The organism is Xanthomonas sp. WHRI 10207 (assembly GCF_040202975.1).
Lineage (GTDB): Bacteria > Pseudomonadota > Gammaproteobacteria > Xanthomonadales > Xanthomonadaceae > Xanthomonas.
On sequence record NZ_JBEGDX010000009.1, the window covers coordinates 107,616 to 120,528 of the forward strand.

The 12,913-nt window shown below is 65.7% G+C and carries 10 protein-coding genes; 6 read left to right on the top strand and 4 right to left on the bottom strand.

What is annotated here, in order from left to right:
- The first annotated feature begins 127 nt into the window (after positions 1 to 127).
- A complete protein-coding gene (gene hemH, locus ABQU90_RS22015) occupies positions 128 to 1,093 on the top strand; it encodes a ferrochelatase (RefSeq protein ID WP_323523331.1) in 966 nt (321 codons plus the stop codon).
- Complete coding sequence (locus ABQU90_RS22020; RefSeq protein ID WP_311240651.1) at positions 1,090 to 1,956, top strand: alpha/beta fold hydrolase; 867 nt, start codon at positions 1,090 to 1,092, stop codon at positions 1,954 to 1,956. Before hemH ends, ABQU90_RS22020 begins: the two co-directional genes overlap by 4 nt.
- 447 nt (positions 1,957 to 2,403) lie before the next feature.
- Here ABQU90_RS22020 and ABQU90_RS22025 read toward each other — a convergent pair whose 3' ends face one another.
- The 3 genes from ABQU90_RS22025 to ttcA all read right to left on the bottom strand — a co-directional run bounded on the left by ABQU90_RS22025 (position 2,404) and on the right by ttcA (position 5,352).
- Complete coding sequence (locus ABQU90_RS22025; protein WP_115529304.1) at positions 2,404 to 3,189, bottom strand: YgjP family zinc-dependent metalloprotease; 786 nt, start codon at positions 3,187 to 3,189, stop codon at positions 2,404 to 2,406.
- A 282-nt stretch (positions 3,190 to 3,471) separates the two neighbouring features.
- The gene (locus tag ABQU90_RS22030; RefSeq protein WP_055846659.1) at positions 3,472 to 4,377 is read right to left on the bottom strand and encodes a recombination-associated protein RdgC; all 906 of its coding nucleotides are present in this window, start codon (positions 4,375 to 4,377) and stop codon (positions 3,472 to 3,474) included.
- Between the two features lie 60 nt (positions 4,378 to 4,437).
- Positions 4,438 to 5,352: a tRNA 2-thiocytidine(32) synthetase TtcA gene (gene ttcA, locus ABQU90_RS22035; protein WP_323523294.1), complete on the bottom strand. Its 915-nt coding sequence runs from the start codon at positions 5,350 to 5,352 to the stop codon at positions 4,438 to 4,440.
- A gap of 609 nt (positions 5,353 to 5,961) precedes the next feature.
- On the opposite strand from ttcA, the gene xylA reads away from it, so the two are divergent.
- Positions 5,962 to 7,299: a xylose isomerase gene (gene xylA, locus ABQU90_RS22040; RefSeq protein ID WP_115559807.1), complete on the top strand. Its 1,338-nt coding sequence runs from the start codon at positions 5,962 to 5,964 to the stop codon at positions 7,297 to 7,299.
- A 217-nt stretch (positions 7,300 to 7,516) separates the two neighbouring features.
- Here the strand turns inward: xylA and ABQU90_RS22045 are convergent, their stop codons facing one another.
- Positions 7,517 to 8,536, bottom strand: a complete 1,020-nt coding sequence (locus tag ABQU90_RS22045; RefSeq protein ID WP_323539479.1) for a LacI family DNA-binding transcriptional regulator — start codon at positions 8,534 to 8,536, stop codon at positions 7,517 to 7,519.
- On the opposite strand from ABQU90_RS22045, the gene ABQU90_RS22050 reads away from it, so the two are divergent.
- The 3 genes from ABQU90_RS22050 (at position 8,478) to ABQU90_RS22060 (ending at position 12,908) form a co-directional block, all read left to right on the top strand.
- Entirely contained in the window at positions 8,478 to 8,666 is a 189-nt protein-coding gene (locus ABQU90_RS22050) for a hypothetical protein (protein ID WP_349780894.1), read from the top strand. The two genes, ABQU90_RS22045 and ABQU90_RS22050, sit on opposite strands and share 59 nt — an antisense overlap.
- Positions 8,667 to 8,745: 79 nt before the next feature.
- Positions 8,746 to 10,947, top strand: a complete 2,202-nt coding sequence (locus tag ABQU90_RS22055) for an alpha-glucuronidase family glycosyl hydrolase (RefSeq protein ID WP_407078797.1) — start codon at positions 8,746 to 8,748, stop codon at positions 10,945 to 10,947.
- On the top strand, positions 10,944 to 12,908 hold the full coding sequence (locus ABQU90_RS22060; protein WP_323523293.1) for a sialate O-acetylesterase: 1,965 nt from the start codon (positions 10,944 to 10,946) through the stop codon (positions 12,906 to 12,908). Before ABQU90_RS22055 ends, ABQU90_RS22060 begins: the two co-directional genes overlap by 4 nt.
- The last annotated feature ends 5 nt before the right edge of the window (positions 12,909 to 12,913 follow it).

Here is a 12,913-nt window from a genome sequence, read left to right on the forward strand (position 1 = left end):
AAAGATAGCAATGCCGCGACGTTAGTGCTGGCGCAATGAATCGGTGGTGAGCGCACCCGGCGCCAAGACGGCGCAGATCGGGACGATTGATGCGCTGTCCTCGGCAGTCCTGCCCGGCTCTGCCAGAATGGCGTGCATGAACACCACCTCCGATACCGCCCTGCTGGTCGTCAACCTCGGCACCCCCGAATCGCCGACCGCCCCGGCCGTGCGCCGCTACCTGGCCGAGTTCCTCAGCGACCGCCGGGTGGTCGCGATCCCGCCGCTGTTCTGGAAGCCACTGCTGTACGGGGTGATCCTGCCAATCCGCGGACCCAAGTCGGCGGAAAAATACGCCAAGGTGTGGCTGCCCGACGGCTCGCCGCTGGCGGTGTACACCCGCCGCCTGGCCGAGGGCTTGAAGGATGCGATGCCCGACTGGCAGGTGGAATGGGCGATGCGTTATGGCGAGCCGGCCTTGCGCAAGACGCTCGATGCCCTGCGCGCGCGCGGCATCAAGCGCATCGTGGTGTTGCCGCTGTATCCGCAGTATTCGACCACCACCACCGCCTCGATCCAGGACGTGGTGGATGCGTGGCGCCCCAGCGCACCGGAGATCGACGTCACCGTGATCCAGGAGTATTGCGAGGACGCCGGCTGGGTGGCGGCGATCGCCGATTCCATCCGCGCGCACTGGCAGGTACACGGGCGCAGCGAGAAGCTGATGTTTTCCTTCCACGGCCTGCCGCAACGCGTGGCCAATGCCGGCGACCCATATCCGCAGCAATGCGAGCGCAGCGCGCAGGCAATCGTGACCGCGTTGGGCCTGGGCCCGGACGAGTGGCAGATGGGTTACCAGTCGCGCTTCGGTGCCGAGCGCTGGCTGCAGCCGTATGCCGAACCGACGCTGTGGGCGCTGGCCGAAGGCGGCGTGCGCAGCTTCGATCTGGTGTGCCCGGGCTTTGCCACCGATTGTATCGAGACGCTGGAAGAAGTGGCCCTGGGCTTTGCCGAAACGCTGGCCGAACGCGGCGCCACGCTCAGCTACATCCCCTGCCTCAACGCTGCCACTTCACACGCGCAGGCACTGGCCGCATTGGCGCGTCGCGCATGAGGTTGGAGCCGTTTGCGTGCGAGCTGGCCATCGGGCGTGTCACCGGCTTGCGCAACACAGACCGCGGGTCACGCCGGGTGCTGGCATTGCACGGCTGGCTCGATAACGCGGCCAGTTTTGTCCCGCTCAGTGCGCATCTGCATGCACCCGATCTGGATCTGGTGCTGCTCGACCTGCCCGGTCACGGCCACAGTGCGTGGCTGCCGATGGCTGCGGAATACACGCTGAGCAGCGCAATTCATAACCTGCTGCAGGTGGCCGATGCATTGGGTTGGGACCGTTTCACGTTGTTGGGCCATTCGCTGGGTGGCGGCGTCGCCAGCCTGATGGCCGCCGCCGCGCCGGAGCGCATCGAGGCCTTGGTGGCGATCGAAGCGCTGGGTGCGCTGGCCGAACCGGTGGAAAGCACCGCCGAACGACTGCGCGACTCCGTGCGCTCGACCCGTACCCTGCCGCAGCGGCCGCTGCGCGTCTTCAGCTCGATGGACGCGCCGGTGCGCGCACGCATGATGGCCAATCAACTCACCGAGCCGGCGGCGCGCTTGCTGGTGGAACGTGGCCTGCGCGTGGTCGAAGGCGGCTACAGCTGGTGCACCGACCCGCGCCTGACCTTGCCCACCGCCATCCGCATGACCGAAGCGCAGATCGATGCGTTGCTGGCCGCCATCGTGTGCCCCACCCAGGCGATCTTCGCCACGCCGGGGCAGCCGTATTTCTCCGACACCCTGCGCGATCACCGTGTGGCCATGGTGCCGGACGCCCGCCTGCACCTGCTGCCGGGCACCCACCATGTGCATATGGAAGCACCGCAGGCGGTGGCAGCGGTGATCAATGGGTTTTTGGCGACGCTGCCGCAGCCGTGATGCAGGCATGCGCGATACGCAGATAAGCTGACGCGATGGCAGATCCCATCCGTGTGGTCACTGCGACTGAATCCTTCGCTGTGTGGAATGCGCCGTGGACGTTTTTTGACACGGTGCACGCGACACCACACTTGACTGCCGATGATCGCCTGCTGTTGCAGCAGGTGTGGTCAATGGCGTGTCACGCCGAGCACTGGACGTCGGGTGGCACGCTGGATGCAGGCGCGGCGGCAGCGGAGAGTGCCCTGACATCGCACTTTGCGTGGTTGTCAGCGCAGGCCTGCCGGCAACTTGCCAGGGCTGCGTCGTACGCGTGGCGCTAACCAAGCGTGCCATCACGCGTGATCGGCAGGCGGCGGCCCTGTTGCTGAGCCATTGCGGGATTCGAAACGCGTACTGATGATTGCAGCCGCCGCGGCAGGCGTAGTTTCCGCAGCGACGTTTGCGTCACTCGCCCTGCAACAACCGCCGTAGCTGCGCCTTGAGTTGGCGGCCGTGTTCGTGGAAGTAGCTGCGCTCGTCGCGCCAGGCGGGGAAGCGGTGTTCCACTTCGGCCCAGAAGGCGGGCGAGTGATTGGCCTGCAGCAGATGGCAGAGCTCGTGCACCAGCACGTATTCGAACGCCGACGGACGCCCGAGGACTAGCGCCAGGTCCAGCGCCATCGAGCCATCCGGCGCGAGCGAGCCCCATTGCGACGACATCACCTTGAGCCGCAGACGCGTGGGCGGGCGCGGCAAGCCGGGCAGATACGTGGGCAACCAGCGGCCGACGTCGGCGCGTGCCTGCGCTTCGTAGAATTCCTTCAGCGTGCGGCGCAGGCCGGCGTCGCCCAATCGGGACGGCACGTGGAAATGCGCGCCTGCCTCATCGACTTCGATGCGCGTGTAACGGCCTTCGTGCCAGTGCAGCGGCAGCAAGACGCCACGCAACGGCAGCAGCCCGGGCACACCGCGCTCCAATGCAGGAAACGCGTCGACCTGCTGGTACCGCGACAACTGCGTGCTCAGCCAATCCAGATGCGCATGCAGAAACCGTTCGCCGGAGATCAGGCTGGCCCGCAGCGGCAAGGTGAGCCGCGCACCGCGTTCGTCGACACTGAGTTTGATGCGCCGCGCGCGTGAGTCGCGCACGCGCAGCACCTCGATCTCACGGCCTTCCAGTTGCACGCGCACGCAGTCGCGTTGGACAACCTGCGAGGGCGGCGCAATCAGGCGGCGGACGGGCTTGAACATGGGCACAGGATAGCGCTGCGATGTGTCAGGTGGTGAGACGCCGGCGGCATTGGCATGGATGCGTGCGTGAGGCCGGATGACTGCCTGCATCGGACGCGATGTGGACACCGTGACTGCCCGTCTGCATGACACGCCTGCAGCGCAGAATGCCAGGCACCGGATGCGCACGCGGTGCGGTCAACGCGGTGCGTGCCACGCAGTGCGAACCGGTAAGCGAGGCATCCGCCGCACGCTGGGATGCGACGCCAGCCGCGCTGACAACTGCGGCTGGCGTCGTACGGATTACTCCGCCTTGCTCAACTTCAGCGCGGTTTCCAGCAGCAGGAACAACCGGCGGATTTCCGCGCTCATCAGCGCAAAGCGCGCATCGAGTTCGGCACGTGCGCCATCGTCGTCGCTGTGTTCGAGCTGGTCCAGCGCGCCGTCGAGGAACTTGAGCTTGCGGATCACCAGATCGTCGCCGAGCACGAACGACAGATTGTCGTCCAGCACCAACGCCAGCTTGGTGACCTGCTTGCCGGCCTCCAGATGCTTGTCGATCTCGTCGCCGCGCAGTTCCTGATGCTGGCACTTGACCACCGCGCCGCCTTCGATAGGGTCCTTCATTTCGCACTCTTCGCCCAGGCTCAGGCCTTCGGGCAGCGGCTCGCCGGCGATCCAGCCGGTGAGGATGGCGCGCGGTGCGACTTCGGCATTCAACGGCAACGCCGGGAAGCTGCCGAGCGCGCCGCGGATCTCGCTCATCACGTTCTCGCCGCTCTTGCGGCTGGAGGTGTTGACCGCGATGTAGCCGTTTTGCAGATCCAGAATCGCGTCGGTGCGCGAGCTCTTGACGAAGGCGCGCGGCAGCAGCTCATGGATCAGGTCGTCCTTGAGGCGCTTGCGGGCCTTGCCACCGGGGCGGCGGCCTTCCTTCTCTTCGATCTCGGCGACCTTGCGTTCAAGCAGGTCGTTGACCACCGCGCCGGGCAGGATCTTGTCCTCGCCACCGATGGTGAGCCACAAGAACTCTTCCAGGCGGTGCGAGAGCACTTCCTGTTCGTCGCGGCCGAATGGCGAAATGAAACCGCGCGAACTCATTTCCAGCGGGCCGACCGGCTTGAGCTGCACCTGCGGCAGCAGCGTCTCGATCTCGGAAAAATTCAGCGTGGTGGGAAAACGGAACAGGGTGAGATTGCGAAAGAACATGCGTAAGACCGAAGAAGAGAAACGTGGAGGTGGAAGACCGACGGCGACCGGGTGGGCGCGTCAGTCGCTGTCGTGTGTGGTGTCGCCAGTGGCGAACCAGGCGGTGGAATCGTGCGCGGACGCGGCGGTGTCGGGCGCACCGCCCAGAGTCATAAAATCGAACAGCGTGCGGTCGGCCAGTTGCTCGGGGCGCACGTCGCCGAGCGCGCGCGCAATCTGCTCGACCCGGCCGGGCTGCTCGTGGTCCCACTGCTGCAGCATGCGGCCAACCTGCTGGCGCTGCAGGTTTTCCTGGCTGCCACACAGGTTGCACGGGATGATCGGAAATTGCCGCGCCTGCGCGTACTCGGCGATGTCGGCCTCGCGCACATAGGCCAGCGGGCGGATTACCACATGCGCACCGTCGTCGCTGCGCAGCTTGGGCGCCATTGCGGCCAGCCGCGCGTGGTGAAACAGATTCATGAAGAACGTGGCGACGATGTCGTCGCGGTGATGGCCGAGCGCGATCTTGGTCACCCCATGCGCTTGCGCATAGGCATACAGCGCGCCGCGCCGCAGCCGCGAGCACAACGAACACATGGTCTTGCCGGCCGGAATCACCCGGCTGACCACCGAGTAGGTGTCCTGCTCGACGATGTCGAATGGCACGCCCAGCTCGCGCAGGTAGGCCGGCAGCACATGGGCGGGGAAGTCCGGCTGTTTCTGATCCAGATTCACCGCCACCAAGGTGAACGGCACCGGCGCCTTGCGCTGCAGGTGCAACAGCATGTCCAGCAAGGTGTAGCTGTCCTTGCCGCCGGACAGGCACACCATGATCTTGTCGCCGGCGGCGATCATGCCGAAATCGGCGATCGCCTGGCCCACCTGGCGTTGCAGCCGTTTGCCCAGGCGCAGCTGCTCACGCTGCAACCGCTGGCGCGGGTCGCGCGGCGCGGGGTCGGCCAGGGGTTGCGGCAGCGGCAGGACAGCGGTCATAAGCCGCCCATTGTAGCTGCCCGGAGGATTGGGTCGTGCCTGAGGTGGCCGCCCCCATCCGCCCTTCGGGCACCTTCCCCCGTACACGGGGGAAGGGAGCAAGCCCTCGTCTACGGGGAGCGCCGCCCACCTAGCCCCCCCTCCCCCCGGCAGTTCCCTCTCCTGCTGGTCCCCTCTCCTGCTGGTCCCCTCTCCTGCTGGTCCCCTCTCCTGCTGGTCCCCTCTCCCGCACGCGAGAGAGGGTGCCCGAAGGACGGGTGAGGGCAGCACGCCAGCACATCACCGGCATCCCCACATCCGGTAGCCACGGAACAGTCCGCATCTCGCAGCGCAGCAAGCCTTTCGGCGACGGGCTGGGTAAAGTCCGCAGGAACGTTTCAGCTGGGATCGGCATGACACCTTGGGCTTCGCTGTATGGCGCGGCTTTTTTCAGTCGGCTTTTTGGTAGCGCTAACATTTTTTGGGTTGCGAAGCAGAACACGCATGCACAGATCTACGGCATGTGCTGCAGCGACGCGGCGCCACCGGCCGTTGCGCGTTCCATTATTGCTGTGTGTCGATGCCATCCCTCTCCCCCATGACGCCCCCCTTTCTGCAGGAGTCCACCCCATGAGCAACACCGTTTTCATCGGCGCGAAGGAATATTTTCCCGGCATCGGCAAGATCGGCTTCGAAGGCCGCGACTCCGACAACCCGCTCGCGTTCAAGGTCTACGACGCCAACAAAAAAATCGGCGACAAGACCATGGCCGAGCATCTGCGCTTTGCCGTGGCCTACTGGCATAGCTTCTGCGGCAACGGCGCCGATCCGTTCGGCCCGGGCACGCGCGCGTATCCGTGGGATGCGGGCAACACCGCGCTGGGGCGCGCCGAAGCCAAGGCCGATGCCGCGTTCGAATTCTTCACCAAGCTCGGCGTGCCGTATTACTGCTTCCACGACATCGACCTGTCGCCGGATGCCGACGACATCGGCGAATACGAAAGCAACCTCACCCACATGGTCGGCATCGCCAAGCAGCGCCAGGCCGACACCGGCATCAAGTTGCTGTGGGGCACCGCCAACCTGTTCTCGCACCCGCGCTACATGAATGGCGCATCGACCAACCCGGACTTCAATGTGGTGGCGCGTGCGGCGGTGCAGGTCAAGGCTGCGATCGATGCCACCGTGGAATTGGGCGGCGAAAACTACGTGTTCTGGGGCGGTCGCGAAGGCTATGCCTGCCTGCACAACACGCAGATGAAGCGCGAGCAGGACAACATGGCGCGCTTCCTCACCCTGGCACGCGACTATGGCCGCGCGATCGGCTTCAAAGGCAATTTCCTGATCGAGCCCAAGCCGATGGAGCCGATGAAGCACCAGTACGACTTCGACAGCGCCACGGTGATCGGCTTCCTGCGTCAGCATGGCCTGGACCAGGATTTCAAGCTCAATATCGAAGCCAACCACGCGACGTTGTCGGGCCACAGCTTCGAGCATGACCTGCAGGTGGCATCCGATGCCGGCCTGCTCGGCAGCATCGACGCCAACCGCGGCAACCCGCAGAACGGCTGGGATACCGACCAGTTCCCGACCGATCTGTACGACACCGTCGGCGCGATGCTGGTGGTGCTGCGGCAGGGCGGGCTGGCTCCGGGCGGCTTGAACTTCGATGCCAAGGTGCGGCGCGAATCGTCCGACCCGCAGGACCTGTTCATGGCGCATATCGGCGGCATGGACGCGTTCGCACGCGGTCTGGAAGTGGCCAATGCGCTGCTGACCTCCTCGCCGCTGGAAACCTGGCGCGCCGAGCGTTACGCCAGCTTCGACAGCGGCGCCGGCGCGGCGTTCGCCAATGGGTCCAGCACGCTGGTGGACGTGGCCAAGCATGCGGCCGGCAATGTGCCGACCCAGATCAGCGGCCGCCAGGAAGCCTACGAAAACCTGATCAATCAGTACCTGACGCGTTGATGTTTGCCATCGCATGCGCGCGGTATGACGCCGCGCGTGTACGGCAACTGCGTGCAGTGCCACCACGCGATGCACGCGACCGCGCGACGTATCGACATGGCTAACAACGTGGTGCTTTAGTCAGGGGATCACTGCACCGACAACCGCAAAGCACGTGAGACATGCACAACTCAGCTAGCGCCCACCTTGCAGCGACACCGTGGTGCGCTAGCCGCTTTTACTCGGCCGGGCCGATTGCGATCGGTGCGGCCACCGAATCCCGCTTGACCAGCAGGTGCGCGACCACATGATCGACCATCTTCGACGTGCGCTCCTTGGCGCGAATCGTCTTCAACAAGATGTCCAGCGCGGCATCGGCCATGGCGGCGATGGGCTGCTGCACGGTGGTGAGTTCGGGCCAGACGGCAGTGGCGGCGGAGGTGTCGTCGAAGCCGACGACCGACAGATCGCGTGGCACGTCCAGCCCACGCCGATGCGCCACCGAGATGGCCGCAGCGGCCATGTCGTCGTTGCTGGCGAAGATCGCGCTGGGACGGCGCTTGCGGGCCAGCAGTTTTTCGGCCGCCAGCAGACCCGAGCGGTAGGTGTAGTCGCCAGGTTGCACCAGATGCTTGTCCAGACGCAGCCCGGCTTGCGCAAGCGCGGCCTGAAACCCTTCGAAACGCCGCGTGCTGGCCGACAGATTGGGATGTCCGGCGATGTAGCCGATGCGGGTATGCCCCTGCTCGATCAGATGCTCGGTGATCTCCTTGGCCGCAGCAAATTCATCGATGCGCACACAGGCCACGTCGGGACTGAAATGATTGGACGCGATCACCACCACCGGCACCTTGGCGCGCACCAGTTCCAGCACCGCAGCACGGGATTCGCACAACGGCGGCGGCAGGATCACCCCGGCCACACCCTTGGCGAGTTTGCGCGCGGCCTTGCGTTCGGCATCGGCGTCCAGGTCGTCCCAGCAGTCGATCACCAGCTGGATCGAAGTGCGCGAGGCGACTCGCAACACGCCCAGCAGCAACTCGCGCAGATACGCGCCGCTGGGATCGCTGTAGATCAGCGCAATGCGCGTGCTCTGCGCAGCGGCCAGCGCACTTGCGGCGAGGTTGGGTGTGTAGCCGAGTTTGTCGACCGCACGCATCACGCGCTCGCGGGTAGCATCGCGCACGCTGCCGTTGTTGTTGACCACACGCGAAACGGTCATCGGCGACACCTTTGCCAGCGCCGCTACCTCGTCGATGGTGGTCGCGCGGCTGGTGCGGCGGACCGATTTCCTGACCTTCTCCAAGCGTGGCCTCTTCAAGTGCGAACGAACGTTGGCGGATGCATGCGTGTTGCTGCTGGTGCACGTGCAGCGGGTGCGCGCATGAGGATGCACGTCATGGTACCGGGAAGCAGACAGAGCGGGGTGATGCGCGCAACCGCTGGTGCCGCATCGGAGCGTACGGCATGAGCGCTTGGCCGATGGGACGCACTCGCGCAAGCGTGCGTGCGTTGGCGCTGATGTGTCTGGTGCTGTTGGGCGCTGTGCTACTGCCGGCGGCACCGGTACAGGCCGAAGATGGCTACGAATTATGGTTGCGCTACCAGACGGTGCGCGACGCCGCGCAGTTGCAGGCAAGCGCACGGACCTTGGTGGTTGCCGGCGATTCTCCCACCCTGCATGCGGCGCGCGATGAGCTGGCGCGCGGCGTACAGGGCTTGCTCGGCCACGCATTGCAGAGCGCTACCACGGTGACGGCCGATGGCGCACTCTTGCTCGGCGACGCCAACGCACCGCAAATCGCCGCATTGCAGCTGAAAACCGGCGATCTGGGCCGTGAGGGGTATCTGATCCAGACGGTACGTGTGGATGGGCATCGCGCCACCGCCATCGTGGGCGGCAGCGATGTCGGTGCGTTGTATGGCGCCTTTCATTTCCTGCGCCTGCTGCAGACCGGCCAGCCGATCACCGCGCTGAGCGCACGCGAATCGCCGCGCTTGCAGCTGCGCATGCTCAACCATTGGGACAACCTGGATGGCGTGGTGGAGCGCGGCTATGCCGGTGCATCGTTGTGGAACTGGCAGACCCTGCCCGGCTACCTGGACCCGCGTTACACCGACTATGCGCGTGCCAACGCATCGCTGGGCATCAACGGAACCGTGCTCAACAACGTCAATGCCAAAGCCTGGAGCCTGACTCCGCAGTATCTGGACAAGGCCGCGGCGCTGGCCACGGTGTTTCGTCCGTACGGCATCCGCGTGTTTCTCAGCGCGCGCTTCAGTGCGCCGATCGAGATTGGCGGCCTGCGCACCGCCGACCCGCTGGACCCGCAGGTGCAGCAGTGGTGGCGGACCAAGGCCGACGAGATCTACGCACGCATTCCGGATTTTGGCGGGTTCCTGGTCAAGGCCAACTCCGAAGGCCAGCCCGGACCGCAGGATTACGGGCGCTCCCATGCCGATGGTGCAAACCTGTTGGCCGACACGCTGGCGCCACACGGCGGCGTGGTGATGTGGCGCGCGTTCGTGTATTCGCACGAGCAGCCGGACGATCGCGCCAAGCAGGCGTATAGCGAGTTCATGCCGCTCGACGGCGCCTTCCGCGACAACGTGATCGTGCAGGTCAAAAACGGTGCGATCGACTTTCAACCGCGCGAGCCGTTTCATCCGTTGTTCGGCGCGATGCACAAGACACCGCTGATGCCGGAGTTTCAGATCACCAAGGAGTATCTGGGCTTTTCCACCCATCTGGCGTATCTGGGCACGCTGTTTGCCGAGACCCTGCAGGCCGATACCTATGCGCGCGGCAAGGGCTCGACGGTGGCAAAAACGTTGGACGGCACGCTGTTCAACGCTGGCAAGCGTCCGCGCCTCACCGGCATTGCCGGCGTGGCCAATATCGGGGCGGATCGCAACTGGAGCGGCTCGCTTTTCGATCAGGCCAACTGGTACGCCTACGGGCGGCTGGCGTGGGATCCGGCGTTATCGCCAGAGGCCATCGCGCAGGACTGGGTGCACATGACCCTGTCCAACGACCCTGCGGTGGTAACGCCGGTGGTCGGCATGATGCTGCGCTCGCGCGAGGCGGTGGTGGATTACATGACCCCGCTCGGGCTGCACCACCTGATGGGGCGCGGCCATCATTACGGGCCGGCACCGTGGGATGCGGGCAGCGAGCGGCCGGATTGGGACCCGGTGTATTACCACCGCGCCGATCGCAACGGCATTGGCTTCGATCGCAGCGCCAGCGGCAGCAATGCGGTGGCGCAATACGCCGCGCCGGTGGCGCGTGTGTTCGGCGATGTGCAGCGCGTGCCCGAGCAGTCCCTGCTGTGGTTCCACCATGTGCCGTGGGACCGGCGCATGGCCTCCGGGCGGCCGCTGTGGGATGAGCTGGTGTGGCATTACGACCATGGCGTGGACGAAGTGCGTGCGATGCGTGCGACCTGGCAAGGCCTGGCAGGCAAGATCGATGCGCCGCGCTACCAGCAGGTGCGCGATTTTCTGGACATTCAGCAGAACGAGGCGCAGTGGTGGCGCGATGCCAGCATTGCCTATTTTCAGAGCGTCTCCGGGCGCGCATTGCCGGCCGGCGTGGTACCGCCTGCGCATCCGCTGGCGTATTACCAGGCATTGAAATTTCCCTACGCACCAGGAAATCCGAAATGAGCGCGCGCGTGATGACGACCCTGGCGGTGCTACTGTCTGCGGCGATGCTGTCCAACGCTGCGCAGGCTGCCGATGCACCATTGCTGCATGCGCTCTTTCAAGATCATGTGGTGTTGCAGCGCGATGCACCGATCAAGGTCTGGGGCGATGCGGCGCCCGGCGCACGCGTCATCTTGCAGCTGGATGCGCAGCAGGTGCAGGCACGCGCCGACCGTAATGGCCATTGGCAGGCGCGCCTGCCTGCACACCCGGCCGGTGGTCCGTACCGCTTGCAGGCGAGCACGCCCAACGGCGCGACGCAGCAGGTGAGCGATGTATTGATTGGCGATGTGTGGCTGTGTTCGGGCCAGTCGAACATGGAATTGCAGGTGCACCGCTCGCTGGATGCGCGCAGCGAAATTGCCGATGCCGATCACCCCAGCATCCGCATGTTCAAGGTGCCGGCGCAATCCAGCCCCACGCCACAGACACGCTTCGGTGGCGAGGTGGCATGGCAACTCACCACGCCGGAAACGGTGAAGGACTTTTCTGCGGCGTGTTACTACTTTGCACGCGAATTGCAGAAGACCGTCGCGGTGCCGATGGGCTTGATCAACGCCTCGTGGGGCGGCTCGCAGATGCAGGCCTGGATCGGCGACAAGGCATTGCGTACGGCAGGCGACGATGGTCCGGCGTTGGACGTGCTGGCGCGTTACGCCACCAACCCGACCGATGCCGCGCCGCGCTGGGGCACGTTGTGGGAAACCTGGTGGCGTGCGCATGGCGACGGCACACTATGGCAACCGGATGCGCCGGGCGCGTGGCAACCCGCCCCTGCGGCGCTGGGCGCATGGGACGACTGGGGCGTGCCGCAGCTGGTCGGTTTCAACGGCATGGTCTGGTACCGCACCACCATTGAGCTGACCGCAGCGCAGGCCGCGCAGCAAGCGACCCTGTTGCTGGGGCCGGTGGACGAGCTGGACCAGACCTGGGTCAATGGCACGGGCGTAGGCAGCAGTTACGGTGCCGATCAGCCTCGCCGCTACACGCTGCCGCGCGGCCACCTGCATGCCGGGCGCAACAGCATCGTGCTCAACGTGCTCAACACCTATCGCCGTGGTGGATTGCTGGGCGATGCGTCATCGCGTGCACTGCAGTTTGCCGATGGCAGCACGTTGCCGCTGGATGCGCCCTGGCAGTACCAGATCGTGTCGCCGCAACTGGGCACACCGCCACGTGCGCCGTGGTCGTCGGCCGCCGGGCTGACCACCTTGTACAACGGCATGATCGCCCCGCTTGGCCAGCTCGGGCTGCGTGGCGTGCTGTGGTATCAGGGCGAATCCAATGCCGGCGATGCGGTGCATTACCCGGCGCTGCTGCAGGCGTGGCAGCGCGACTGGCGTGCACGCTTCGGTGCGCAGCTGCCGCTGCTGGTTGTGCAGCTGGCCAATTACGGCGCGCCGCCCACGCAACCGGTGGAAAGCGGTTGGGCGCAGTTGCGCGAGGCGCAGCGCCGCTTCGTTGCCGACGATGCGCATGCCGGCCTGGCGGTGGCCATCGACATCGGCGACCGCTACGACATCCATCCCGCCAACAAGCAGGAACTTGGGCGGCGCCTGGCGCGTGCAGCGCGGCATGTGGTGTATGGCGAGACGATTGCGCCATCCGGCCCGGTGTCGCGCAGCGCACGTCGCGATGGCGACAGTATCCGCATCGCTTTCGACGACGTGGAAGCGGCGTTGCTGAGTTATGGCAACGACGCACCGATCGGCTTTGAAGTCTGCGCCGCGGCAGCCAACAGTTGCCGCTACACCAGCGCCACGCTGCAGGGCCGCGAAGTCAGCCTGCGCATTCCTTCCGGCATCACCGCAACGCGCGTGCGCTACTGCTGGGCCGACAGCCCGGTATGCACGCTGTACGACCGCAGCGGGCTGCCCGCAGGTCCGTTCGAACTTCCCATCACTACCGCCTCTTCCCCATGAGCGAG

Bases quoted from the DNA above. Each gene is read 5' to 3' on its own strand.
- xylA (WP_115559807.1), top strand. From the start codon at position 5,962: ATGAGCAACACCGTTTTCATCGGCGCGAAGGAATATTTTCCCGGCATC.
- hemH (WP_323523331.1), top strand. From the start codon at position 128: ATGGCGTGCATGAACACCACCTCCGATACCGCCCTGCTGGTCGTCAAC.
- ABQU90_RS22025 (WP_115529304.1), bottom strand. From the start codon at position 3,189: ATGTTCAAGCCCGTCCGCCGCCTGATTGCGCCGCCCTCGCAGGTTGTC.
- ABQU90_RS22055 (WP_407078797.1), top strand. From the start codon at position 8,746: ATGAGCGCTTGGCCGATGGGACGCACTCGCGCAAGCGTGCGTGCGTTG.
- ABQU90_RS22030 (WP_055846659.1), bottom strand. From the start codon at position 4,377: ATGTTCTTTCGCAATCTCACCCTGTTCCGTTTTCCCACCACGCTGAAT.
- ABQU90_RS22020 (WP_311240651.1), top strand. From the start codon at position 1,090: ATGAGGTTGGAGCCGTTTGCGTGCGAGCTGGCCATCGGGCGTGTCACC.
- ABQU90_RS22060 (WP_323523293.1), top strand. From the start codon at position 10,944: ATGAGCGCGCGCGTGATGACGACCCTGGCGGTGCTACTGTCTGCGGCG.
- ttcA (WP_323523294.1), bottom strand. From the start codon at position 5,352: ATGACCGCTGTCCTGCCGCTGCCGCAACCCCTGGCCGACCCCGCGCCG.